24 protein-coding genes are annotated in these 22,594 nt (G+C 70.6%); 19 read left to right on the forward strand and 5 right to left on the reverse strand.

All coding sequences use genetic code 11. The features are described from left to right. The first annotated feature begins 34 nt into the window (after positions 1–34). The 10 genes from D7X30_RS01540 to D7X30_RS01590 all read left to right on the forward strand — a co-directional run bounded on the left by D7X30_RS01540 (position 35) and on the right by D7X30_RS01590 (position 8,247). Positions 35–328 carry a DUF3467 domain-containing protein gene (locus D7X30_RS01540; RefSeq protein ID WP_120561043.1) on the forward strand — a complete coding sequence of 98 codons (294 nt, stop codon included), beginning with the start codon at positions 35–37 and terminating at the stop codon, positions 326–328. Positions 329–385: 57 nt separating this feature from the next. Continuing rightward, positions 386–1,138, forward strand: a complete 753-nt coding sequence (locus D7X30_RS01545) for a hypothetical protein (RefSeq protein ID WP_370039721.1) — start codon at positions 386–388, stop codon at positions 1,136–1,138. Positions 1,139–1,181: 43 nt separating this feature from the next. Next, a complete protein-coding gene (gene hemF / locus D7X30_RS01550) occupies positions 1,182–2,081 on the forward strand; it encodes an oxygen-dependent coproporphyrinogen oxidase (protein ID WP_120561045.1) in 900 nt (299 codons plus the stop codon). After that, positions 2,081–2,593: a hypothetical protein gene (locus D7X30_RS01555; protein WP_120561695.1), complete on the forward strand. Its 513-nt coding sequence runs from the start codon at positions 2,081–2,083 to the stop codon at positions 2,591–2,593. Before hemF ends, D7X30_RS01555 begins: the two co-directional genes overlap by 1 nt. 174 nt (positions 2,594–2,767) lie before the next feature. Continuing rightward, entirely contained in the window at positions 2,768–3,922 is a 1,155-nt protein-coding gene (locus D7X30_RS41860; RefSeq protein WP_158619179.1) for an Immediate early protein ICP0, read from the forward strand. A 61-nt stretch (positions 3,923–3,983) separates the two neighbouring features. Beyond that, entirely contained in the window at positions 3,984–4,598 is a 615-nt protein-coding gene (locus D7X30_RS01565; protein WP_120561696.1) for an RNA polymerase sigma factor, read from the forward strand. A gap of 84 nt (positions 4,599–4,682) precedes the next feature. Continuing rightward, a complete protein-coding gene (locus D7X30_RS01570; RefSeq protein WP_120561046.1) occupies positions 4,683–5,330 on the forward strand; it encodes an anti-sigma factor in 648 nt (215 codons plus the stop codon). Then, positions 5,327–5,779, forward strand: coding sequence for a hypothetical protein (locus tag D7X30_RS01575; RefSeq protein WP_120561047.1), 453 nt, complete (start codon positions 5,327–5,329; stop codon positions 5,777–5,779). The genes D7X30_RS01570 and D7X30_RS01575 overlap by 4 nt, the downstream gene beginning before the upstream one ends. Positions 5,780–6,334: 555 nt before the next feature. Next, a complete protein-coding gene (locus tag D7X30_RS01585; protein WP_120561048.1) occupies positions 6,335–6,571 on the forward strand; it encodes a chaperonin in 237 nt (78 codons plus the stop codon). A 62-nt stretch (positions 6,572–6,633) separates the two neighbouring features. Beyond that, complete coding sequence (locus tag D7X30_RS01590) at positions 6,634–8,247, forward strand: phospholipase D-like domain-containing protein (protein WP_233591309.1); 1,614 nt, start codon at positions 6,634–6,636, stop codon at positions 8,245–8,247. Here the strand turns inward: D7X30_RS01590 and D7X30_RS01595 are convergent. The 3 genes from D7X30_RS01595 to D7X30_RS01605 all read right to left on the reverse strand — a co-directional run bounded on the left by D7X30_RS01595 (position 8,244) and on the right by D7X30_RS01605 (position 11,427). Next, positions 8,244–9,614, reverse strand: a complete 1,371-nt coding sequence (locus tag D7X30_RS01595) for a hypothetical protein (RefSeq protein WP_120561049.1) — start codon at positions 9,612–9,614, stop codon at positions 8,244–8,246. The two genes, D7X30_RS01590 and D7X30_RS01595, sit on opposite strands and share 4 nt — an antisense overlap. Positions 9,615–9,718: 104 nt before the next feature. After that, the gene (locus D7X30_RS01600) at positions 9,719–10,309 is read right to left on the reverse strand and encodes a hypothetical protein (RefSeq protein WP_120561050.1); all 591 of its coding nucleotides are present in this window, start codon (positions 10,307–10,309) and stop codon (positions 9,719–9,721) included. A 149-nt stretch (positions 10,310–10,458) separates the two neighbouring features. Next, a complete protein-coding gene (locus D7X30_RS01605) occupies positions 10,459–11,427 on the reverse strand; it encodes a hypothetical protein (RefSeq protein WP_120561051.1) in 969 nt (322 codons plus the stop codon). A 243-nt stretch (positions 11,428–11,670) separates the two neighbouring features. On the opposite strand from D7X30_RS01605, the gene D7X30_RS01610 reads away from it, so the two are divergent. The 9 genes from D7X30_RS01610 (at position 11,671) to D7X30_RS01650 (ending at position 19,817) form a co-directional block, all read left to right on the forward strand. After that, complete coding sequence (locus D7X30_RS01610) at positions 11,671–12,051, forward strand: BlaI/MecI/CopY family transcriptional regulator (protein ID WP_120561052.1); 381 nt, start codon at positions 11,671–11,673, stop codon at positions 12,049–12,051. 8 nt (positions 12,052–12,059) lie between these two features. Continuing rightward, the gene (locus D7X30_RS01615; protein ID WP_233591310.1) at positions 12,060–14,330 is read left to right on the forward strand and encodes a M56 family metallopeptidase; all 2,271 of its coding nucleotides are present in this window, start codon (positions 12,060–12,062) and stop codon (positions 14,328–14,330) included. Positions 14,331–14,416: 86 nt separating this feature from the next. After that, positions 14,417–16,132 carry an aldehyde dehydrogenase gene (locus tag D7X30_RS01620; protein ID WP_120561054.1) on the forward strand — a complete coding sequence of 572 codons (1,716 nt, stop codon included), beginning with the start codon at positions 14,417–14,419 and terminating at the stop codon, positions 16,130–16,132. A 52-nt stretch (positions 16,133–16,184) separates the two neighbouring features. Then, the gene (locus D7X30_RS01625) at positions 16,185–17,360 is read left to right on the forward strand and encodes a tetratricopeptide repeat protein (RefSeq protein WP_120561055.1); all 1,176 of its coding nucleotides are present in this window, start codon (positions 16,185–16,187) and stop codon (positions 17,358–17,360) included. A gap of 73 nt (positions 17,361–17,433) precedes the next feature. Further along, positions 17,434–17,985 (forward strand): hypothetical protein, encoded by a 552-nt coding sequence (locus tag D7X30_RS01630; RefSeq protein ID WP_120561056.1) that lies wholly within the window; start codon positions 17,434–17,436, stop codon positions 17,983–17,985. A gap of 142 nt (positions 17,986–18,127) precedes the next feature. After that, positions 18,128–18,523 carry a hypothetical protein gene (locus tag D7X30_RS01635; RefSeq protein WP_120561057.1) on the forward strand — a complete coding sequence of 132 codons (396 nt, stop codon included), beginning with the start codon at positions 18,128–18,130 and terminating at the stop codon, positions 18,521–18,523. Positions 18,524–18,530: 7 nt separating this feature from the next. Next, complete coding sequence (locus D7X30_RS01640) at positions 18,531–18,950, forward strand: hypothetical protein (protein WP_120561058.1); 420 nt, start codon at positions 18,531–18,533, stop codon at positions 18,948–18,950. A 52-nt stretch (positions 18,951–19,002) separates the two neighbouring features. Further along, on the forward strand, positions 19,003–19,413 hold the full coding sequence (locus D7X30_RS01645) for a hypothetical protein (RefSeq protein ID WP_147443065.1): 411 nt from the start codon (positions 19,003–19,005) through the stop codon (positions 19,411–19,413). Between the two features lie 8 nt (positions 19,414–19,421). Beyond that, positions 19,422–19,817 carry a hypothetical protein gene (locus D7X30_RS01650; protein WP_120561060.1) on the forward strand — a complete coding sequence of 132 codons (396 nt, stop codon included), beginning with the start codon at positions 19,422–19,424 and terminating at the stop codon, positions 19,815–19,817. A gap of 52 nt (positions 19,818–19,869) precedes the next feature. Here the strand turns inward: D7X30_RS01650 and D7X30_RS01655 are convergent, their stop codons facing one another. Together D7X30_RS01655 and D7X30_RS01660 are read right to left on the reverse strand one after the other, a co-directional pair. Further along, a complete protein-coding gene (locus tag D7X30_RS01655; RefSeq protein WP_120561061.1) occupies positions 19,870–21,006 on the reverse strand; it encodes a cyclic nucleotide-binding domain-containing protein in 1,137 nt (378 codons plus the stop codon). After that, positions 21,003–22,559, reverse strand: a complete 1,557-nt coding sequence (locus D7X30_RS01660) for a cation:proton antiporter (RefSeq protein WP_233591311.1) — start codon at positions 22,557–22,559, stop codon at positions 21,003–21,005. The genes D7X30_RS01655 and D7X30_RS01660 overlap by 4 nt, the downstream gene beginning before the upstream one ends. Positions 22,560–22,594 lie beyond the last annotated feature (35 nt).

A 22,594-nucleotide genomic window follows, 5' to 3' on the forward strand; every position in this document is an offset into this window, starting at 1 on the left:
CACGGCGGGCCCCAGGCGCTATGCCGCCTGACTCATGGCCGACACTCCAACGAAGCCCCCTGAAGTGCAGCTCCAGGTGCAGATGACCGAAGAGGTGTCCAATGGCCAGTACAGCAACCTGGTCCTGGTGAATCACACGGACTCGGAGTTCGTGTTGGACTTCCTCTACGTTCAACCGCAGCAGCCCCTGGCCCGCGTGCGCTCGCGCATCATCACCAGCCCGCGCCACGCCAAGCGGCTCCTGAAGGCGCTCCAGGAAAACGTGCAGCGCTACGAGGCGCGCTTCGGCACCATCCCCCTGGAGGAGGACGAAGGCCCCAAGCACTGAAGGGCCGGGTCCGCCGGGACTTTCCCTCCCGGCCATTCCCGGCGCACACTGCGCGGCATCGTGTTCCGAGCCCTCGTGTTCGCCGCTGCCCTGCTGTCCGCCGCCAACGCCTCCGCCCAGTGCACCGGGGATGGAGTGCAGCTGTATCCCGCGCCCGGCGGCATCGTCCCCACCAACATGCGCATCCTGCTGGAGGGCGTGGGCACCGCGAAGTCACCGGTGCTGGGACTGGTGGGCAAGCCGCTGAAGCTGGTCTCCACCGACCACGAGGTGAAGCTCAAGGTCACCAAGGGCTGGGAGAGCTCCCTGGGCCGCGCCACCATCATCCTCAAGCTGGCGGAGCCGATGCAGCCGGACAAGCGCTACTTCCTGAACCTGCAGGAGGTGCTCCCCAACATCGCCCTCCTCAATGGTCAGGTGGGCGCGCAGCCGTCGTGGCTGAGCGGCAAGGGGCCGGACGCCAAGGCCCCCAAGTGGGTGAAGCGTCCCGCCGTGTCGGAGGGCTTCGTGCGCCGCTCGCCCCAGGGCATCGCGCGCTTCGTGAAGCTCAACCTGGCGCTGCGCGAGGAGAGCCCTGCTTTCCTGGTGGTGAAGCTGTCGCCGCGCCGGCTGGGCATCTCTCCCCAGCAGTACCTGCTGCCCGTGCAAGGCAATACGGCTTATCTGGGCCATGAGGCCTGCGGTGGGGCGTTCTCTCTAGAGGACGGGCGCAGCTACCGCGCGCGCATCGAGGCCTTCGATGCAGCGGGCAACCTGGCGCCGTCGACGCCCCCCGTGGACTTCGAGGCCCCGTCCGCCCAGGGCCCTTAGTAGTGTGTCCTCCCGTTCAACCCGCGACAGGGAGACAACGGGCATGACGGCGACGGTGGATGTGGAGGGTTTGAAGGGGCGCATGACCGCCTTCATCCAGAAGCTCCAGGACGACATCTGCGGAGCGCTGGAGGACCTGGACGGCCAGGGCCGCTTCCGCGAGGACGCGTGGAGCAGGCCCGGAGGCGGTGGAGGCCGCAGCCGCGTGCTGGAGGAGGGCGCCGTCCTGGAGAAGGCGGGCGTCAACATCTCCATCGTCCACGGCGAGCTGGAAGAGGTCTTCGCGAAGAAGCTCCAGGGCGAGGGACGCACCTTCTGGGCCGGGGGCCTGTCGCTGGTGCTGCACCCGCGCAGCCCGCACGTGCCCACCGTGCACGCCAACTACCGCTTCATCCACCAGGGCGGGAGGGCGTGGTTCGGCGGCGGCGCGGACCTGACGCCGTACTACCTGGACGACGAGGACGCGGCCCACTTCCACCGCGTGCACAAGGCCGCGTGCGACGCGCACGACCCCGCGTACTACCCGCGCTTCAAGGCCGCGTGCGATTCGTACTTCCACCTGCGCCACCGGGGAGAGGCGCGCGGCGTGGGCGGCGTCTTCTTCGAGAACATGGGCGGTGACCTGGAGCGCGAGTTCGCCTTCGTGCAGGCCTGCGGCAACAGCTTCATCCCCGCGTACCTGCCCATCGCGAAGAAGCACAAGGACACGCCGGTGACGGAGGCGCAGCGCTTCTGGCAGGAGGTGCGCCGGGGCCGCTACGTGGAGTTCAACCTCGTCTACGACCGGGGCACCATCTTCGGCCTGGAGACGCAGGGGCGCACGGAGTCCATCCTCATGTCGCTGCCGCCGCGCGTGCGCTGGCGCTACGACTACCACCCGGAGCCCGGCACGCCCGAAGCCCGGCTGGTGGAGGTGCTGCGCAATCCCCGGGAGTGGGCCTGATGTCTTCGCCTCCGGAGCCCGGCCCCGCGCGCCCGCGCAACACGGCGGTGCGCATGGGCATCGCCGTCACCGTCTTCGCGGCGGTGGCCGCCACCGGCCTGTTCATCGCCAGATTGCCGGCGATGAAGGGCTCCGGAGCCGTGTCACCGGAGCAGGTGGCCACCGAGGCCCGCGTCCAGGTGCTGGCCCTGTGCGACGCCGTGCAGGGCTTCCGCGACGAGCACGGCGACTACGTGCCCATCGCGCCCTATCCCGTCCCCGTGCCCCAGCGGGGCGAGGCCGTGCCCTTCCCCAAGGACCACGAGGACTTCCGCCGCATCGGCTTCGACCCCGGCCCCGCCGTTCACCTCCAGTACGAGGTGCGGGTGGAGGAGAGCCCCGTGGGTGAACCGGAGGTGTCCTGCCTCGCCCGCGCGGACACGGACGGGGACGGCCTCAACGCCGTGTACCGCGTCCGTCTGGATGCCAACGGGATGACGACCCCCGTGGAGGCGGAGCGCGAGGGAGAGTAGCCCCCCATGCAACTCGGGGTTCTCGTTGTGAGAGAATCCTTCGTGATGGGAAACGTCGGCGACATCCGCGGCCCCCGCGCAGGAGGTCCTCCCGGCTCTGGTGGCCCCCGCTCCGGCGGTGGGCGCTCGGGGCCCGCGAGCCCGTCGCCGGCGTCTCCGTTCCGCGATGACGGGATGGAGACCTCCACCCCCACCACGTCACCCGGCGACCGCACCCGCATCGGGTCCCCACCCGTGGGACTTCCGCCGGAAGCCGACGGCGGCGCGCGTCTGGAGCCTGGAGGGGAACCCGGAGCAGAAGGGCTCCCCGGCGGCGAGGGGATGGAGACCGGCGGCGAGCCCGGCCTCCCCGGCGGCGAAGGCCTGGAGACCGACGCCTCCCCGGAAGGCGGCGACGCGGACGGCACGCCGCGGGATGCGGGCGCGCGCTCGGCCCGCGTGGGCGTTCCCAACCGGGGCCCGCTGCCCCCTCGCACCGACAAGGGCGGCGGGACGACACGCGCGCCCCGCGCGGACGCCGGCACGGGCTTCGAGTCCTCCGGCACGGCCACCCAGGGGCCCCGGCGCAAGGGCGCCGACGGCTTCCGGACGCCCGGCTCCGTCCCCACCACCGCCAGCCCCTACCTGGGCGCGGGCGAGGCGCGCGGGCCGGTGCTGGACGTGGAGTCGCTCATCCCCTCGGACCTGAACGACCTGGAGAGCCACCTCGCGGTGGGCAAGCGCTTCGCGTCGGACGGGGCGCTCCTGGCCGCGCAGGTGCGGCCCTCGTCGCTGCCCTCGTCGGACCGGGTGGCCCGCCTGTGGGCCTTCTTCGCCGCCTACGCGGAGGCCGCCGCGCAGCACCCGCCCGCCGAGGAGGGCAAGGCCGCCTTCGAGCAGGCCCTCAAGGACCAGGGCTTCGCCGGCCTCCAGGACGCCCACACCGGGCAGAACGGCATGGAGGCCGGGAAGTGGGTGATGGACGCGCCCACGCCGCAAGAGGCCCGCGAGCGCGCGGACGCCGTCCGGCTGGAGCCCCCTCCCGACGTGCGCCACTCCGAGCAGGCCGCCCCGCTCACCCCCGGCCTCTACCAGCCCCTGCCCGGCCCCTTCGTGCGCCGGGACGCCCAGGGGCGCCCCCTCCAGAACGACGACCCCCGGGACCGCCACGGCTCCGACCGCCGGCTGGGCGGCCGCATGTTCTGGAACGTGCTCCACGCCTTCCGGGCCGGAGAGGACACGGAGGACTCCTCCGTCACCCAGGCCCAGTGGGACCGCATGGTTTTTGGAGCGGTGCTGGCCATGGTGGGCCTGGCCCTGGCGGCCGTCGCGCTCGTCAGCTCCCTCTAGGAGCGACGGGGCGCGTCGAAAGCCTTGGGGTTGGCGCGGCTTGTGCTACGGTGCCGCGCACTTGGCCACCGACGACCTCACACTCGTCAAGCGCGTCCGCAGCGGGGACCAGCGCGCCTTCAAGCTCCTCGTCGAGCGTTACCAGCGCAAGGTGTATGCCGTCGCGCTCGGAATGCTGAAGGACAAGGAGGAGGCGATGGACGTCTCCCAGGAGGCGTTCGTCAAGGTCTACAAGTACCTGGACCACTTCAAGGGCGACGCGTCCTTCTACACGTGGCTCTACCGCATCACGTCCAACATCTGCATCGACGTGCTGCGCAAGCGCCGCGGCGGCGGCGAGCCCGTGGAGTTCGACGAGACGCAGGAAGTGGACCTCTCCGAGGCCCGCATCGGCGCGCTCGGCAGCCGCCTGGGGACCAATCCCCAGAAGAGCGCCCTGCGCAAGGAGCTGGCGGAGAAGATTCAAGAGGCCCTGGCCACGGTGCCGGAGAAGCACCGCGCCATCCTCCTGCTGCGCGAAATCGAGGGAATGTCCTACGAGGACCTGGCCCGCACGCTGGACATCCCCAAGGGCACGGTGATGAGCCGGCTCTTCCACGCGCGCGCCAAGGTGCAGAAAATCCTGGGGGATTATCTGGAGCTGGACGAAGCCAAGAGCGGAGTGGGCAACGAATGAGGATGCCAGAAAGGCCTCCTCGAATATCCGTGGGGCCCGTCGCGTCCCACCGACGAATTCCCACCAGCCCGCAGGGTGAAGAGTATGGCCGGAAATCCCGCGTGTGAGCGTTTCGTACCGCTCCTGTCTCCCTACATCGACGGTGAAGTCGCTCCCGGGGAGCGCGTCAACGTGGAGCGGCACCTGGCCGCCTGCCGGGATTGCACGGGCCGCGCGGCGGACCTGCGCGCTGAGTCCGGGTTGCTCCGGGTCGGCCTGGACATGGCGGTGGACGACGTCGACTTCAAGGACTTCGCCCAGAAGGTCATGGCCCGGGTGACGCCGGAGAAGCCGCCCCTCATCGAACGGATGCGGCTGGCCCTGTCGGAGATGTTCCTCTACCAGCGCACGGCGATGATTTCGTCGCTGGCCACCGCCGCGGTGGTGATGCTGGTGGCGCTGCCGCTGGTGCTGCGCGACAACGCGCCGGAGGGCTACGCCGCCGAGCGCATGACGGTGAAGTCCATCCAGTCCTACCAGGGCGCCCGCGTGGCCCCGGTGGTGATGGAGACGGAGGGCGGCGGCTCCATCATCTGGATGGTGGACGAGCAGGAGCAGGCCCCGGAGCCCGTGAAGGAGAAGAAGCCGGGCGCGGTGGAGTCCCAGGATTCGAGCGTGGAGCAGGATGGCCAGGGAGGACAGCCGGCTCCGGCTCCGTCCGTCCCGCCCCGGCCCACCGGAGGAGCGCTATGACGAAGCCGACGTGGGCGGTGCTGGCCCTGCTGTTCGCCGTGGGCCTGGTGATGGGGCCGGCGGTCGCCTCCGCCCAGGAGCAGAAGGTGAAGGTGCAGGTGGAGGTGGTGCTGGCCTCCAACAAGGGCACCGCGGTGGAGCCTCCGGAGCTCTCCAAGATGAAGGAGGCGTTCCAGAAGCAGAACTTCAGCTTCACCTCCTTCAAGCGCATGTCGCTGGACGCCGTGGAGGTGGGCGCCCAGAAGCCCACGGAAGTGAAGCTCCCCAACGGGACGAACGCGTCGCTCCAGCTCTTGGGCATGAAGGACGGCAGCGCCACGCTGCGCGTCATCATCCCGAACCAGTCCTCCGTGGAGGTGGAGCTGGGCCGCCAGGGCGCCGTGTACCAGAAGGCCGGCAAGCACGTGGGTGGCGAGCTCATCCTCGTCCTGGTGCCGCCGTCGAAGTAGCCGTGTGAGTCGTGACGGATGCGCGCCGCCCCTGAGGCAGGCGCCGTCCGCGGAATCCCCACCCTGACGCCTGGATGGCCCCCTTCTCCCCGGGCGGCCCCGCGTCAGGGCCCACCTTTCCTGAATCTTCCCAGGTCCTCGCACATCCACCCCTGCGTGGACGGTGTGCTGTCCCAGCGTCGGACAGCTCCGTCCCACGCCTGACGTGCGCCGGGGTGCGCATGGCACCGGGGGGCAGGAAAGAGGGCGGAACTACCTGGAGCCGGGCTGAAAGAAAGACAGTCCTGCCCGGCAAGGCAGGGGTGGTTCGGGCTTTCTTCCCTCGGAAAACACCGGGTTGAGCGACGGCACGGCAGTTGCTCTTGGGTCTGAGGGCAGGACGGGCGGGACGGTGGGCGGGCAGGGCGGCGGGGCGGGACGGGGCAGTACGGGGCAGGGCGGGTCGGGGCGGTACGGGCGGGACGGGGCAGGGGCAGCACGGCAGGACGGGCGGTACGGGGCGGTACGGCACATCACGCAGACGGGCAGACACTTCATCCTCGGAGAACGAAGACCATGGCGACCAAGACCCAGAAGCAGACCATCCAGCGCAAGGCCCGTCAGATGAAGGCGAAGACGGTGAAGGCCGTGTCCAGCGCCGGCAAGCAGGCGAAGCGCGTGCAGGTGACGCTCGGTGACCTGATCGCCGCGGCCTTCGACACCGTGGGTGGCGAGGCTCGCAAGGTGGCCAGGGTGGTCTCCTCCACCGACATGACGCTGGCGACCGGAAAGCACATTGTCTTCGTGGGGTGATGCTTTCCGCCGGCCGGGCGCGGACGACATCGGGGATTCCACTCCAGGGCCAGGTGACCGACGTGAAACGCATTCTCAGCCCCGGACGCAACTGCTGGACGCGTTCGGAAACGCATGACGCGGGCGTGCTGGTGGACGCCCGGGACTACTACCGGGAGCTGTACAGGGCCATCCGGAAGGCCCGCCGCTCCATCGTCATCACCGGTTGGCAGTTCGACAGCGACGTGACGTTGCTGCGCGGTGAGGACCTGGAGGAGGCCAAGGGAGGCGAAGTCCGGCTGCTGCCGCTGTTGGATCAGATGTGCCGGGAGAACCCGGAGCTGCACGTCTACATCCTCGCGTGGGACTTCAGCATGCTGCTCGCCATGGAGCGCGAGTGGATGCAGAACCTGCTCTTCAACTGGACGACGAACGAGCGGCTGCGCTTCCGCTTCGATTCCTCCAGTCCGCTCTACGGCGCCCATCACCAGAAGCTCGTCGTCGTCGACGGCGTGATGGCGTTCACCGGCGGCATGGACGTGTGTGACTGCCGCTGGGACGACCGGGACCACCCCGCACGCTCGAAGCTGCGCTGCGACTCCGGCCGCGACCCACACGGGCCCTACCACGACGTGCAGACGGTGCTGACCGGCCCCGCGGTGAAGCCACTCGCGGAGCTGTTCGAGGCGCGCTGGGCGCACTCGGGCGGAGGCGAGCTCCACCTGGAGCCCGTGAACCGCGACGACCTGACTTTCGAAGCGACGATGCCCGCGCCTCCAGGCCCGGTGGCCATCAGCCGCACCTTCGGCAAGACGCTGCTGCCTCCGCAAGCGGAGGTGCAGGAGATCCGCGCGCTGTACGTGGACGCCATCGACGCGGCCGAGCGCTTCATCTACATCGAGAACCAGTACTTCTCCTCACGCGCCATCTACGACGCGCTCGTCAAGCGCATGCGCGCGGCCGGACGGCCCCGGCTCCAGGTGATGCTGGTGCTGCCCCGTCAGCCGGAAGCGCTGCGCGAGCAGATCGCCATGGGCCTGGCCCAGGTGCGCCTGCTGCGCGCGCTGCGCGAGGTGGCCTCCGAGACGGGCCACGGCTTCGCGGTGTACGGCTCGGCGGCGAAGGACGAGGACGGCTCGGACGTCTTCACGTACATCCACTCGAAGGTGCTCATCGTGGATGACACCTTCATGACCATCGGCTCCGCGAACACGACCAACCGCAGCCTGGGATTGGATTCGGAGCTCAACCTGAGCTGGGAGGCGGAAGCGCCCGGGGACGCCGTGTCGCGCGCCATCCGCCGTGTGCGTGTGTCGCTGATGGCGGAGCACGTGGGCCTGGCCGGCGTGGCCGCGCTGCGACCGCTGGTGGACGCGAACCAGTTGGTGGAGACGTTGGACGGGCTGGCCCATGCGGGACAGCACCGGCTGCGTCCGCACCCGCTGGAGACGGTGTTCGACCAGAACCCCCTCTTCAAGCCGCTGGAGCCGGAGGAGTTCCTCATCGACCCGGAGGAGTCGGTGCTGGACGAGTCCCTCTTCGAGGCCCTGCACAAGGGCGACGATGGCCTCTTCGCCTCCGGCGTGCGCCTCTTGTCGCGCTGGCTCGTGGGCAAGTCGTGCGAGACGGCCCGGCGGCACAGCGCCATCCTGCCCTGCGCTCCCGCCCAGGAAGAGGGCGGGACAGCGGGGCACTAGCGGCGGGCGAAGTCCACGCCCACGCCCGCGCCCGCGCTCACGCCTTGCACCAGCGTGCCGTCCGGCTGCGGGAAGGTCACCGTGGCGCCGGCGCCCCAGATGTACATGGCGGGCAGCACTCGCTGGCGGAACTCCGCCGCCACCGAGTAGCGGGGCTTGTCGCCCAGGCCCACCACGATCACGCGCGCGATGCCTCGCGACTCGCCGCCCGGGGTGCTGAAGCTCAGGGACAGGTCTCCGTCCGCGCGGCCGAAGGCGGAGTACTCCACGGCGCCGCTGGCCACCACCTCCGGGGAGTCCGGTCCGTCGCCTCGCGCCACGGACAGCTCCAGGTAGCCGGAGAAGTCCTTGGGCACGCGCTGGTCGGACTGGGGCTCCTCGGAGAGGCCCACGGCGGAGAAGCGCGACAGCTCGTAGCCCGCGCCGAAGTAGCCGAAGCGGAAGCCGCCGCCCTGGCGGCGCCCCTGCACGGTGACGCTGAGCTGCGTGCCCTTGAAGTTGCCCTCGAACGCGACGCCCAGCATGCCGCCCACGTCCTGCGCGCCATCGTTGAGCCGCGCGCCGCCGGCGAGCAGGGCCCACGAGCGCAGCCGCTCACCCTTGTACATGGCGAACTCGCCGCCCACCGACGCCACCGTGGCCTCCGGCGTCACCCCGCCGGCCTCGCCGAAGTCGTGCGCCGCCGAGGCGCGCACCAGGTAGCGGTCGAAGTTGCCCTCGCTGTCGCTGGCGATGCGGCCGATGTCCAGCAGCAGCTCGCCGGAGAACACGCGCGCGGCGAGCACGTCGCTGGCCAGCAGCTGCACGCGCGCGGGCCCCGCGGTGAACGACAGCGTGCCGCCCGCCGGGTGGTAGTTCGGGTTGAGCTGGTTGTCGTAGCGGTTCACCAGGTAGCCGCGCCCCAGCGACTCCTCCAGGAACGGCTGCACACGCAGGCCGAAGCGGCCGGACTCGTCGCCGATGCGCAGCAGGCGCACCACCTGGCCGTAGTCGCTGCGCTCGTCCCAGTCCTCGCGCCGCAGCCACGCGCCGTAGTCGTCGTCCTTCTGCTTCGGCTCGCTGTCCCAGAGCCGGAAGCGCAGCGGCGCGCCCAGCATGAAGGCGAAGTCCTCGCCGCCATCCACGCCCAGGGACGGGTACGCGTAGCCGAACAGGTCCTGCTTCCCACCCCGCGTCCCGGACGGGAAGCTCAGCGGCCCCACCTCCAGGAGCGCCCGGAACCCGATGCCCTCCGAGGAATCCCCCGAGCTCCCCGACGACTCCGGCGCGGAGTACGTCTCCTGCTGCGGATCATTGGGGACCTCCTCGATGCTGGAGGACTGGGAGTGAAGCAGCGCGATGAGGGCCACGAAGGGAGCACCAGTCATTGGTGCTCACTCTAGTTGGCGCGGCGCGGGCTGGACAGACGAATACCCGGGACGGCCCGTGAGCGGGCTTTCCCGGGTATCCGCCCTCGCGTGGGGTGCGATGACTAGTTCGTGGGATCCGGCGTGGCGTCCGGCTCCACCTTGGAGGTGTCCGTGCTGGGCGCGTCCACGTCGCTGTTGAGGGCGCCGGACCCGGTCTCGTCGCTCACTTCGCTCTTGCCCTCGGTGCTGGTGGCGCCGGAGCCGCCAGTGCCGCCGAGGTTGCCCTCGGTGCCCAGGTTGCCCTTCTCCTGGGGGTCGCGGTTCTGGTTCACCGCGCCGGAGGGGGACTGGGTGTCGCCCAACTCGGTGGGCGTGTTCTGCTGGACGTCCCACTTCTCGCCGTCGCCGGTCTTCACGGCCTCGTCGGGAGCGCCGGAGCCGCCGGTCGCCTCGCCCTCGTAGACGGTGGGCGCGTTCATGCGGTCGCGCTTCTCCAGGTCGCTGACGTTGCCGGTCTCACCGGGCAGCTCCTGGTTGGAGGAGTCCGAGGACGAGGAGTCGATGCTCCCGCTGGTGTCCAGGGACTCGCCCGCGCTGCCCGAGCCTCCGATGGCACCGGCTTCCGGTGACGAGGCCTCGCGGGTGTTGGCGTTGTGGCTGGCGCAACCGTACAGCGACAGGGCGGCGATCGCCGCGAACAGAGGGAGCTTCATGGGAAATCTCCGTGTGTGTCGGGTTTGAAGTCGGCTGCCAGAAATCTGGTTGCCCTTCCGACAGAGACAAGGACACACACGGTCCGCTGCTCCCCGACCCTTACCTGAGCGGCCGGGCGAGCGGGCGCTCAGGTGCCGGGCTGTAGGCGCTAGAGCTTCTTGCGCCGCTTCGACGAGGACGGCGCGGCATCGGTGTCCGCGGCGTCCGCCTTGCGCTTGTCGCCCACCTTCGCCGTCTCCTTGCTGCTGGACATGGCCTCCCCCTTGTCATCCAGGGTGAAGAGGCGCTCCTTGGTGAGCAGCCGGTCCGGGCCGAAGGTCTGGTGCGCGTGGAAGAGGCGCTCGGCGCGCTCCGTGGGCTTGCCCTTCGCGTCCAGCGGCGTGTCGAAGCCGGTGCTGATCTTCGTGTTCTGCGTCCGGTTGCCCAGGCGCAGGTTGCCCGGCGAGTCGAAGGTGTCCTTCAGCACGTCCTTGTAGGCGCCGAAGCGCGTGCCCTGATCAGGGCCCTGCATCGCGGTGAGGGTGTTCTGGAGCGCGCCGTTGCGCTTCGCCTGCACCTGCGCCGGAGTCAGCTCGCCCTGACGTTCGGCGAGCGTGGCGCGTGAGTAGCCCTGCATGCGGCCCACGCCCGCGGCCTGCTGCGCCAGGCCCTGCTGCACCTGCTTCTGGGCCGCGGCCTTCTCCTTGGGCGTGGCGGCCGTGCCCAGCTTCTGGTTGCCGGTGTTCGTGTTCTTCACGCCCTCCTTGAACTGGAGCGTCTCGTGGTTGAGGACGTTCTGGCCGGTGCCGGAGGCGATGACGTGGTTGATGCTGGAGGCGGGCGCCTTGTTCTTCGCGCTCCCCGCGACCAGCGCCTCCTGCTCCGTCAGCGGACGCCCGGAGGCCGTCGCCGCCTTCGTGTACGTGGTGTGTGAATCGCTGTACTGGGTCAGGCGGTTCAGGGAGTTCTGCGGAGTCTTCGCCGTGCCGTGCTCGCCGTAGTGGTCGGTGAGCTTCTGCTGCTGCTTAGCGTTCAGGTCCGCGGTGGGGCCGTACTTCACCTGCTCGCCCACCTTCGTGGTGTTGTTGCCGACCTTGAATTTCGTCTGGTTCAGCTTGGGGCCACCAATGCCTCGCATCTTCGCCTGCCTTTCGTCGACGTGCCCGGTCCGGAGGGTGCGGAGGGCACGTCATGGGGGTGGCCAGATTATGGACGCAGGGCGCGGCTGTCGTTGAGGGAGACCCCTGATGCCTATCGGTGCCTTCTCTCGAAGCCTGAGCAGGAAAAGCGTCCGCCCCCCTGGAGACACCCGCTTGACTACGCCTGTAGTCAGGCGTACCTTGCTTTCTGACTACAGCTGTCGTCACGGAGGGCAGGGCGCATGAAGAAGCCGGTGGGAGAGCAGGAGCTGGCGGTGCTGCGGTACGTGGCCGAGCACGGGCCGGCGACGGTGGGCGAGGTGGCCGAGCGCTTCGGTGAGGCGCAGGGCCTGGCGCGCTCCACCATCCTGACGGTGATGGAGCGGCTGCGGCTGAAGGGGCACCTGACCCGGAGCAAGGTGAACGGGGTGTTCCAGTACGCCTCGCCGGTGGCGACGCAAGAGCTGCTGCGCGACGTCGTAGGGAACTTCGTGCAGCGCACGCTGAGCGGGTCACTGTCTCCGTTCGTGACCTACCTGTCGGAGACGGAGGACGTGTCCGACGAAGAGCTGAAGCAGCTCCAGGACGTCGTGGCGCGCCTGCGCCAGAAGCGGAAGGAGTGAGCCCCGTGATGACTCTCATGACCTCGCCGTGGTGGTCGTCGTGGTCGGAGTCGGTGTGGCGCGCCTCGTGGCAGGGGGCGCTGTGCGCGCTGGCCGTCTGGTTGCTGGCCCGGACGGTGCCGCGCCTGCCCGCGGCCCTGCGCGCCGGCCTCTGGTGGCTGGTGGCGCTCAAGTTCGTGCTCACGCTGGGCTGGCCCAAGCCCATGCCGCTGGCGCTGCTGCCCGTGGAGGACACCGCCGCGCAATCCCAGACGGTCCGCGTGGAAGGCGCTCAATCCCAGACGCCGGGACGGACGGTCATGGTGCTCACTGCGCCCGATGCGACCGTGAGCATGCGGGTGTCGCCGCAAGGGCAGACACCGGCTCACGCGGAGGAGCTCTCGACCGGGGTGCGGGTCACTTCGTTCTTCAAGAGCGCGGTGGTGTCGCTCCGCGCGCATCCGTGGACGGTGGGCGGGGTGTGGGCGCTGCTCGTCCTGTGGGGCGCGGGCGTGGCGTGGAAGGTGCGGGGGCACGTGCTGGCGTGGCGCCAGGTGCGGGGCATGCGGGAGCGCGCGCGGCCCTTGTGTCACCCGGTGCTGGAGGAGGAGGCGGAGTTCCTCGCGAATGAAGCGGGCCTGCGCCGTCCGCCCACGCTGCTCGTGTCGGACGAGGTGGTGAGCCCGCTGGCCGCGGGGCTGGTGTCGCCGGTCATCGTGCTGCCCGCGAAGGCGCTGCGCGATTTGCCGGAGGACTCGCTGCGCATGGCGCTGGCGCATGAAGTGGCGCACCTGCGGCGCGGGGACCTGTGGCTGGGCTGGGTGCCGGCGCTGGCGGAGACAGTCCTCTTCTTCCACCCGCTCGCGCGCCAGGCGGCCCGTGAGTACGCGCTCGCCCGGGAAGAGGCATGCGACGCGGAGGCGCTGCGCCTCACCGGCGCGGAGCCCGCGGACTACGGCGAGTTGCTCATCGCCTTTGGCATCACCCGGCCCCCGGGCAGCGCAGCGGCGCTCGGGGCGTCGGCCCACCTTCACGCGCTGCACAGGAGGCTCCGCATGCTGGAACATGTCGACGTCGTCCCCACGCAACCCCGCCGGTGGCTGAAGGGTGCGCTGTTCGCCCTCGGCGCAGTGGTCCTGATGCCCTTCCAGGTCGTCGCCAAGGCGCCCGCGGAGAGCACCGCTCCCGCCGCGAAGGACGCGGCCCTCGCCCCCGTCCGGGTGGGCACCGTCCGGTACCTGCCCGAGGACGCCGCGCCGGCCCCCAACGCGAAGCCGGCCCCCGCGTCGAAGCCCACCGTGACGGAGCACACCGCGAAGGCGCCCGGCACACCCGCGGACGCGCCGCCGCTGCCCGCGCTGCCCCCGCTGCCTCCTCCCACGCCGGGAGCGACGCGGGCCACGCAGCTCACCACGCACGTCCCGCCGTCCGCGCCCGCGCCCATCCCGGACAATGACAAGCGGGCTCCGGTGCCGCCCGCGCCGCCCGCGCCGCCGGTCAGTGGCAGGCTCACCCCGCCGGTGCCGCCCGTGCCTCCGGTCCGGAGCGCGGTGTCCCCGGTGGCGCCCAGGGCCCCCATGCTCGCGGCCGCGCCGCGTCCTCCCGCGCCGCCCGCGCCTCCGGACATGGGCGTCGAGGACGGCGACACCTTCGCGTACCTCTCCGACGGCCGCACGATGATGGCCGGCAGCACGGACGACCTGTACCTGGCGCGCACCTTCAAGCAGCAGGGCAAGGACCTGCTCTTCGTGCGCCGCGACAACAAGCCCATGCTGATCCGCGACGCGAAGACGCTGGAGCAGGTGCGCAACCTGATGGAGGACGACCGCAAGCTGGGCGACGCGCAGGGCGCGCTCGGTGAGAAGCAGGCGGCCCTGGGCGCGCAGCAGGCCGCGCTGGGCCAGAAGCAGGCGGAGCTTGGCTACCCGATGTCGCAGATCGCCGCGAAGCACGCCGCCATCGCCGCGAAGCGCGCGGAGATCGCCATGGAGCGCGCCCGCCTCCACTCGCTCGCGGACGGCCCCGACCGCGACCGCAAGGAGGCGGAGCTCGACAAGCGCGACGACTCCTTCGACCAGGAACTGGAGGGCCTGGACAAGCAGCAGGAGGAGCTCAGCAAGAAGATGGAGGCGCTCGGTGAGGAGCAGGCGAAGCTGGGTGAGCAGCAGGCGAAGCTGGGCGAGCAGCAGGGGAAGCTGGGCGAGCAGCAGGCGGCGCGCAGCCGCGAGAACATGAAGAAGGTGATGGCCGTCATCGACGAGGCCATCCGCAAGGGCCTGGCCGAGCCTCTGCCCTCCTGAGGACGGAGGGCGCGGCCCCTCGGTGATGGCGCACGCGGGGGTTCCCTATACCGGGACCCGGTGTGAAGCCTGTCTCGGAGGTCGCCATGTCCGCCGCCGTCCCGCAGCACACGTCACGCACCACCATCGACATCCTGGTGCGCCGGGTCCGTGAGGGCTCGAGCGCGTGGGCGAAGCTCGCCCTGACGGAGCGCATCCGGCTCCTGGAGGACCTGTGCCACGCGTACGCCGCCATCGCGGAGCCCAGCGTGCGCGCGGCCTGCGAGGCGAAGGGCATCAACCCCGGCGGTCCACTCGCGGGTGAGGAGTGGCTCGCCGGGCCCATGGTGGTGGTGCGCAACCTGCGGCTGCTCTCGGACGCGCTGAAGGACATCCAGAAGCACGGCGCGCCCGTCATCCCCGCGAAGCACCTGCGCACGCTGGAGGACGGGCGGCTCGCCGCGCGGCTGTTCCCCCGGCACAGGCTGGAGGGGCTGCTGCTCCTCGGCACCACGGGCGAGGTCTACTTCCAGCCCGGAGTCACCGCGGCCAACCTGCGCGAACACCAGGCGTCCTTCTACCGCAAGCCCCACAAGGGCCGGGTCTGCGCGGTGCTGGGCGGCGGCAACGTCAACTCCATCCCGCCCATGGACTGCCTCTACAAGCTCTTCGTCGAGGGCACCGCCTGCGTGCTCAAGATGAACCCCGTCAACGCGTACCTGGGCACGTTCCTGGAACAGGCCTTCGCGCCGCTCATCGCGCGCGACGCGCTGGCCATCGTGTACGGCGGTGCGGAGGAGGGCGCGCAGTTGGTCCACCACGACTCCGTGGACGAGGTGCACATCACCGGCAGCGACAAGACCCACGACGCGCTCGTGTGGGGCCCGCCCGGCCCGGAGTCCGACGAGCGCCGCCGGAAGAATGAACCGCTGCTCGCGAAGCACGTCTCCAGCGAGCTGGGCAACATCTCCCCCGTGGTGGTGGTGCCGGGGCCGTACTCGGACGGCGAGCTGCGCTTCCAGGCGAACGACATCGCCGGCATGGTCGCCAACAACGCGTCCTTCAACTGCAACGCGGCGAAGCTGCTGGTGCAGCCGAAGAATTGGATCCAACGCGGCGCGCTGATGGACCGCATCCAGGCGAGCCTGGGCCACGCGCCCGTGCGCCGCGCGTACTACCCGGGCGCCCAGGAGCGCTGGCACCAGTTCACGGACGCGCGCCCGAACCTGCGGCTGGTGGGCAACCCCGGCGAGGGCGACCTGGCCTACGCGCTGATTCCGGACGTGGATCCATCGAAGACGGACGACCGCGTCTTCCACAACGAACCCTGGTGCACGGTGCTGTCGGAGACGGGGCTGCCGGGCTCCGACGAACCGGTGGCCTTCCTGGAGGCCGCGGTGGCGTTCCTCAACGAGAAGGTGTGGGGCACGCTGAACGCGACGCTCATCGTCCATCCGAAGACGATGCGGGACCCGAGGGTGCGCGCGGCGGTGGAGAAGGCGGTGCGGGATTTGCGCTACGGCACGGTGGCCCTCAACACCTGGCCCGCGGCGGCGTACGCGCTGGGCAGCATGCCCTGGGGTGGCCATCCGTCCGCGTCGCCCCGGGACATCCAGAGCGGGCAGGGCTGGGTGCACAACACGTTCATGCTGGAGTCCATCGAGAAGGCGGTGTTGCGCGCTCCGCTCACGTCCCTGCTCTCGCCGCCGTGGGTGCCGGGCCACAAGGGCGTGGCGGCGCTGGGCCGCCGGTTGGTGGAATTCGAGCAGTCCCCGTCCTGGTGGAAGGTCCCGGGTGTCGCCCTGGCCGCGCTGCGCCGGTAGGGGCAGGCGGGGAGGCGGGGAATCTGGAGGCTCGTGGTAGTTAGGGGGGACCATGGCATCCAGGTACGCGCAAGAGGGTGGGCAGTCGCTCCAGCAGGGTCAGCCCGCGGAGGCGGTGAAGAGCTTCCAGAAGGGCCTCTCCATCGACCCGAAGGACGTGGACTGTCTGATGGGCCTGGTGCGCGCCCACCTGAGCACCGGCGCCGCGAAGGAGGCGGAAGGGGCCGTGACGCGCCTGTTGCAGGTGCAGCCGGACAACACGGAGGCGCAGGCGCACCTGGCCATGCTCAAGGCGCAGGCCGGAGACCCCGTGGCGCTGGTGACGCTCAAGGCGCTGGCCGCCGCGCCCACCGCCGGTTACTTCGAGCGCTTCAACCTGGGCACGCTCCTGGCGGATCGCGGCGACCTGGAGGGTGCGAAGGCCGCCTTCGAGGCCGCGCAGGTGGTGGCGCCCCACAGCGTCTATCCGCACTTCGAGCTGGGGCGCATCGCGGTGCAGCGCAAGGACACGGCGGCGGCGGTGACCCACTTCCAGCAGGCCGCCTCGCTGGCGCCCCAGGAGGCCCTGCCGCACCTGATGTTGTCGCGCGCGCACGCGGAGAGCGGCGCCATCGGGGCCGCCATCGCGGCGGCCACGCGGGCCCTGGAGCACGCGCAGGGCCGCATGCGCGTGGCGGTGTTGCAGGACCTCTTCCGCCTCTACCTCCAGGCCAACGGCCAGGACGCGGCCCGCCGCACCATCCTGGAGCTGCGCGAACTGGACCCCGCGCAGGTCCGCTACGTCCACCTGCACGGCATGGCCTGCATGCTGGCCGGGGAGCTGGCGGATGCGAAGGCCCTCTTCGAGGAGGCCCTCCAGCGCGCTCCGAATCAGTGGGACATCCGCCACTCGCTGGCGCAGGCGCACGAGGCGCTGGGCGAGCGCGCCGAGGCCCGCAAGCTCCTGGAGGAGACCGTGGCGGCGGCGCCCCACGAGCCCGGCCCCACCAACGACCTGGTGCGCCTGCTGATGGGCGACCAGGACCACGCGCGGGCCCGCGTGCTGCTGGAGCGGGTGCTGGAGGCGAACCCCCAGGACGCGCTCACGCACCTGAACCTGGCGCGCGCCACCCAGCCGTTCGATCGGGCGGAAGCCACCCGGCACGCGAAGCAGGCGCAGTCGCTGGGCGCCGCGGACGACATCGTGAAGGACCAGGCGGCGCAGCTCCTCACGGAGCTGAGCGGCTGACGCACCCCGTCTTCCCCTGTCCCAGGCCCGTGCCTACCTTCAGGCGCGGTCCAAGAGCGGGCAGGGGGGACGTATGCGCAAGGCGGAGCAGGCACTGATTGAGCAGCTGGAAGCGCGCTTCCGGGAGGTGACGCGGCTGCTCTACACGACGTCCATCCCCGCGTCGGTGCTGGACGCGGAGCTGATGCCGATGATCGCGGAGGACGTCACCTTCACCGACCCCTGGCAGAAGGGGGGCGGCAAGGAGACGTACCGCAAGGGCGCGGCGGGCTTCCACTGCATGTTCCGCTTCGACTTCGACATCTTCCAGCTCAACGTCCAACTGGAGCCGGACGGGAAGAGCGGGCGGGCCATCGTGGACGGGGTGATGAACCTCAAGCAGTTCGCGTGGCTCTACACGTACCCGCTGCGCACGCTGCTCGTGTACGACTTCACGCTCCAGCGCGGCGAGGGCGGCGGTGAGGTGCTGCCGCTCATCCACGCGCACGAGGAGATGTGGAGCTTCGGCGACATGATCGCCAACGTGCCCGGCGTGGGCGCGCTCTACGACCGCTTCCGCAGCGCCTTCAGCGTGGGCTTCCTGGCGGCGTCCGCGGTGTGCGGGCGCCTCAAGCAGTCCTCCTGAGCCCGGGCGGCAGGGCACGGGCGTCATGCCCTGACATGTCTGTCAGGGATTGCGAGGGGCTACTCGGAGTGCGGCCGTCTGTCGGCCAGTGGGCACGGGTGTTGCTCTGGGGCGCGGGGTCCCCTGCTCCCGGAGGTCCCGCGTGCGTCGCTGGCTGGTGCTGCTGCTCCCCATCCTTGCTGGCTGTGAGTCTGGGCTGGAGGCGGCCGGCGTGTGGGATGCCACGGCGGCACGGCTCGAGGACGACCGTGTCTCCGTCGAAGTCACGCTGACCTGCGGCCTCGTCTACGGCTTCGCGCGGTCGCAAGGCTGTGACGCGGATGGCGAGCGCGTCTGCGTCTCCGCGACGTGGTACGCGGCCGACGACACGGCCTTCGCCCATCCGCTGCACCGGGCGGAGTCGTGCCAGACGGTCCCCGACATCATCGGCACCCAGGTGACGGTCACCACGCCGGAGGCCGTGGACCGTGACCCCGGGCTGCGCATCCTGGTCAGCGCGGATCCCCGCGTGACGAACGTCATCATCCCCAACCCCTGAGCCCCCCATGCATCCGACCTTCATCATCGTGGCCCTCGCGGGCCTGCTGGCGGCCTGCGGGCCTCGTTGGGACGCCGTGGGCGTTCGCGCCGCCTCCGCCACCCGTGACGCGGACGACCACGTCACCGTGACCGCCGTCTTGACCTGCGTGCCCGCGAACGGCTCGGAGCCCGACGGCTGTGACAAGGATGGGGAGTCCCTGTGCATCGGGCTCATTGGGTACCCGACCCCGGACGTCCTGGGGGAGGAGCGCTCCTCCTTGGGAGTCTGGCGCGTCTCCGAGTGTTTGAAACCCCAGCGCTGGGAGGGGGCGACCGTGGTGTTGCGCTCACCGGAGCCCGTGCCGCGCGACGTGCCCTGGACCCTGGAGCTGGGAAGGACCCTCATCGGTGGAGAGGGCCCGCGCGTCTTCTTGGAGAGCCCCTGACATGCGCATGTCTTGCTATGAAGGGCGGGTCTTCTTGTCTGGGGGAGCCGTGATGCGGCGTACCGTGAGTGGGATGTTGTTGGCGTTGGCCGCCATGGGCTGCGGCGAGGACCTGCAAGCACCCGACGTGTCCAGTGTCCGGGCCACGCGGCTGGAGGATGGCCGGGTGTCTCTGGATGTCTACGTCACGTGCTTCGCGCTCAAGGGGCAGCAGCCGGCGGAAGAAGACTGCGGATTGCCGGAAGACGAGCCCCTCTGCGTCGAGGCGGGCTGGTACCTGGTGACGGACGCCTCCTTCAGCACGCCCCTGTTCATGCAGCGGACGTGCGAGCCGGTCGGCACCACCGTCATCCGCAGGAAGCTGACCGTCGTCTCGCCGGGCGTCGTCCCTGCCGAACACGACTGGCGCATCCTGGTCCAGGTGGACCCGCGCAGCACCCGCATCATCATCGCCAGCCCCTGAGCCTCCCCATGTCCCTGCGAATCCCCTGGATGTTGACGTGCTGTAGCCTGCTGGCCGCGTGTGGCTTCGGCCCGGACCTGGTGGGCGTCCGGACCGCCACCGCTGTCCGCGACGCGGACGACCGCGTCACGGTGACGGCCGTCCTCACGTGCGTGCCGTGGGACGGTTCCCCGGCGGGAGTGGACTGCGACGCGGACGGCAAGGAGCACTGCGTGGTGGCCACCTGGACCGACTCGTACGGTCGCAATTCCCCCCGGATCATCACGTCGGGCGTCCAGTGCGTCATCCCGCAGCGGGTCGAGGGCGCGACGGTGGTCATCCGTTCGTCAGCCCCCGTGCCGCGCGAGTCTGGCCTCACCATCAGGCTCGGCGACACGCCGAGGGTGGTCATCGACAGCCCGTGACGGGCCTCTTCAGGCGGGGATGAGCTTCTCCGCCTGAAGGGTGTCTGTCTTTTCAGCGCCCAAACAGCCCGCGCCGCTTCGTCTGCTGCGCCTGTCCGCCCAGGCGTGACAGCCGCTGGCCCAGGATGCGGCTCATCTCCAGCGCGACGGCGGGGTTGGCCATCATCACGCCGCGGAAGTCCTCGCGGCCCACGGCGGCCAGCTCGCACGGCGTGGCGGTGACGGCGGTGGCGTTGCGTGGCTCGCCCGTGAGCAGAGCCAGCTCTCCGAAGAAGCCACCTTGCTTCACCGTGGCCACCGTCTGCCGTGAGCCGTCCTTCATCGCCACCTCGCCGGAGATGACGACGTAGAACGTCTCGCCCGCGTCGCCCTGGCGGAACAGCTCCGTGCCCGCGGGCGTCTGGAGCAGCTCCGCGCCGCGCGCCACCGTCTCCAGCTCGCCGTCACTCAGGGGCGCCAGGAAGTCCAGCTTGCGCAACGTCGTCGCCAGCGACGACGCCAGGCCCGCGCCCAGCGGCGGCTCCGACGTGAGGAACTCCACCGCCTTCGCCACCTGCGTGCGCCGCGCCACGAGGATGACGTTGTGCCCGGCCTTCAGCTGCGTGTTGCCCTCTGGCAGCGCGGTGTGGCCCTGCGGATCCACCAGCGCGATGAAGATGCACTCGCGAGGAAATCCCTCCATGCCGCGCACCTGCGCCACCGTCTGCCCCGCCACCCGGGCGCGGGCGGGAATGGCCAGCTCGAAGAGGAGCGCGTCACCGCTGCTGAGCGGCAGCGACCCGGACACCTGCGGGAAGTCGATGGCGGTGGTCATCTTCGCCACCACCACGTCCGCTTCCGCCACCAGCTCCTTCACGCCCGCCAGCCGGTACGCGTCGCGGTAGTTCGTGTCCAGCATCCGCACCATCAGGCGCGCGCTGGATGTGGCGCGCACCAGCATGGCGAACGCCAGGTTCGCCGGGTCGTGCGCCAGCACCGCCGCCGCCACGTCCGCCGTCCCGATGCCCGCCGCCTCCAGCACGCGCGGGTTGGTGGCGTCCCCGCACACCGTCACCACGCCCACCTCTTCAAAGAGGCGCGCGCAGATGCTCGCGTCGCGTTCGATGACCGTCACCGTGTGCTGCTCCGACACGAGCCGCGCCGCCAGCGCGCCGCCCACCCGTCCTCCCCCCGCGATGACGATCCTCATGACGCCTTGTGCTCCTTGCCTTCCGAGTTCGCGTGCCCGCCGTGCAGCACCTTCTCCAGGTCCAACATCCGCCCGTCCAGGTGCGCCAGCATCTCCTCCGCTGTCGCCTCCGGAATCAGCCCGTTGCGCCGGGCCCCCTGCAACGCCGTGCGCTCCGCGTCGATGAGCCGCCGCCGCGTGCTCAAGAGGTCCTTCGCCCCTTCCGCCAGGTGCTGCTCGCTGATGCGCCGCAGCTCCCGCTCCGCCCGGGCGATGTTCACCTGGTACTCGCTGCGCAGGTGCTCATAGGCCGCGCGCGGCAACAGGCCCTGCGAATGCAACGCGTCCAGCTCCACGTGCGCCGCGCGGCTGGCGATGAGCTTCCCGCGCTGCTCCGCCATCTCCACCGCCACCGCGTCCTGCTGGAACAATCCCAGCGCCTTGAGCGCGCCCGTGAGCATCAACCCCTGGCCCACCATGGACACCAGCGTGACGCCGAACGCGATGGAGACAATCTGCTCTCTCGCGGGCGTGGTCTCCGGAAGACCCAACGCCAGACCGATGGACAGCGCGCCCTTGATGTTGCCCACCAGGAACACGTGCTGCCAGCGCAGCGGGATGGTCTCCGCGGGCTTGAACAGCCGCAGCAGCAGGAAGGGCAGGTAGATGGCCACCGCGCGCCCCAGCACCACCGCCACCACCGCGATGCCCACGCCCGGCAGGTGCCCCTGGAGCGCCTCTGGCCGCGTGTCCAGACCCACGGAGAGGAAGAGGAACGTGTTGACGCCGAAGGTGGCGTACTCCCAGAAGGAGTGGATGGCCACCTGGCTCTGCGGCGGCACCTCCCGCCGCAGCGTCACGCCCACCGCCAACCCCGCCACCACCGCGGAGATGGCGCCCGACAGGTGCACCTCTTCCGCCATCACGTAGGACGCCAGCGCCACCGCCGTCGTCACCATGATCTCCGCGAGCGGATCCTCCGCGCGCCGGATGATGAAGCCGCCCAGCAGGCCCAGCGCCAGGCCCACCACCGCGCCACCCACCGACGCGAGCAGCACGTGGCCGCTCAAGGACCCCAGCGAGGGCGCCACGCCGCCCGCCACCACCGCCGCGATGGCCGTGTACGCCACCAGCGCGGTGCCGTCATTGAAGAGGCTCTCGCCCTGGATGATGCCCGCCAGCCGCCCGGGCACCGGCGCACGGCGGAAGGCGTAGAGAATGGACACCGTGTCCGTCACCGCGAGGATGGAGCCCAAGAGCAGCGCGGGCCCCCACGCCAGGTGCAGCATCCAGTGCAGCGCGGCGCCGGTGGCGCCAATGGCGAGGACCATCCCCAGCGTGGACAGCAGGCCAATGGAGACCGCGTTCGCGCGGATGCCATTGAGGTCCGCCATGATGCCGCCCTCGAAGAGCAGCAGCGGTAGGCATATGAGGAAGACCACCTGCGGGTTGAGCGGGGGCACGCCCGGCAGCAGGTGTGCGACGGAGATGAGAAGGCCACCAAGCACCAGCGCGACGTTGTACGGCACGCTGGCCCGCTTGGCGGCGATGGCAAGCGCGATAGCCGCCACCATCAGGCCGATCAGAATAGGTACTTCCAGCAGCACGG

The organism is Corallococcus sp. AB011P (assembly GCF_003611605.1).
Taxonomy (GTDB): Bacteria; Myxococcota; Myxococcia; order Myxococcales; family Myxococcaceae; genus Corallococcus; species Corallococcus coralloides.

Excerpts from the sequence above, each read along its gene's own strand:
- D7X30_RS01540 (WP_120561043.1), top strand. The coding sequence starts at position 35 with ATGGCCGACACTCCAACGAAGCCCCCTGAAGTGCAGCTCCAGGTGCAG.
- hemF (WP_120561045.1), top strand. The coding sequence starts at position 1,182 with ATGACGGCGACGGTGGATGTGGAGGGTTTGAAGGGGCGCATGACCGCC.
- D7X30_RS01555 (WP_120561695.1), top strand. The coding sequence starts at position 2,081 with ATGTCTTCGCCTCCGGAGCCCGGCCCCGCGCGCCCGCGCAACACGGCG.
- D7X30_RS41860 (WP_158619179.1), top strand. The coding sequence starts at position 2,768 with ATGGAGACCTCCACCCCCACCACGTCACCCGGCGACCGCACCCGCATC.
- D7X30_RS01570 (WP_120561046.1), top strand. The coding sequence starts at position 4,683 with ATGGCCGGAAATCCCGCGTGTGAGCGTTTCGTACCGCTCCTGTCTCCC.
- D7X30_RS01575 (WP_120561047.1), top strand. The coding sequence starts at position 5,327 with ATGACGAAGCCGACGTGGGCGGTGCTGGCCCTGCTGTTCGCCGTGGGC.
- D7X30_RS01585 (WP_120561048.1), top strand. The coding sequence starts at position 6,335 with ATGGCGACCAAGACCCAGAAGCAGACCATCCAGCGCAAGGCCCGTCAG.
- D7X30_RS01595 (WP_120561049.1), bottom strand. The coding sequence starts at position 9,614 with ATGACTGGTGCTCCCTTCGTGGCCCTCATCGCGCTGCTTCACTCCCAG.
- D7X30_RS01600 (WP_120561050.1), bottom strand. The coding sequence starts at position 10,309 with ATGAAGCTCCCTCTGTTCGCGGCGATCGCCGCCCTGTCGCTGTACGGT.
- D7X30_RS01605 (WP_120561051.1), bottom strand. The coding sequence starts at position 11,427 with ATGCGAGGCATTGGTGGCCCCAAGCTGAACCAGACGAAATTCAAGGTC.
- D7X30_RS01610 (WP_120561052.1), top strand. The coding sequence starts at position 11,671 with ATGAAGAAGCCGGTGGGAGAGCAGGAGCTGGCGGTGCTGCGGTACGTG.
- D7X30_RS01615 (WP_233591310.1), top strand. The coding sequence starts at position 12,060 with ATGACTCTCATGACCTCGCCGTGGTGGTCGTCGTGGTCGGAGTCGGTG.
- D7X30_RS01620 (WP_120561054.1), top strand. The coding sequence starts at position 14,417 with ATGTCCGCCGCCGTCCCGCAGCACACGTCACGCACCACCATCGACATC.
- D7X30_RS01625 (WP_120561055.1), top strand. The coding sequence starts at position 16,185 with ATGGCATCCAGGTACGCGCAAGAGGGTGGGCAGTCGCTCCAGCAGGGT.
- D7X30_RS01630 (WP_120561056.1), top strand. The coding sequence starts at position 17,434 with ATGCGCAAGGCGGAGCAGGCACTGATTGAGCAGCTGGAAGCGCGCTTC.
- D7X30_RS01640 (WP_120561058.1), top strand. The coding sequence starts at position 18,531 with ATGCATCCGACCTTCATCATCGTGGCCCTCGCGGGCCTGCTGGCGGCC.
- D7X30_RS01645 (WP_147443065.1), top strand. The coding sequence starts at position 19,003 with ATGCGGCGTACCGTGAGTGGGATGTTGTTGGCGTTGGCCGCCATGGGC.
- D7X30_RS01650 (WP_120561060.1), top strand. The coding sequence starts at position 19,422 with ATGTCCCTGCGAATCCCCTGGATGTTGACGTGCTGTAGCCTGCTGGCC.
- D7X30_RS01655 (WP_120561061.1), bottom strand. The coding sequence starts at position 21,006 with ATGAGGATCGTCATCGCGGGGGGAGGACGGGTGGGCGGCGCGCTGGCG.
- D7X30_RS01660 (WP_233591311.1), bottom strand. The coding sequence starts at position 22,559 with ATGGTGGCGGCTATCGCGCTTGCCATCGCCGCCAAGCGGGCCAGCGTG.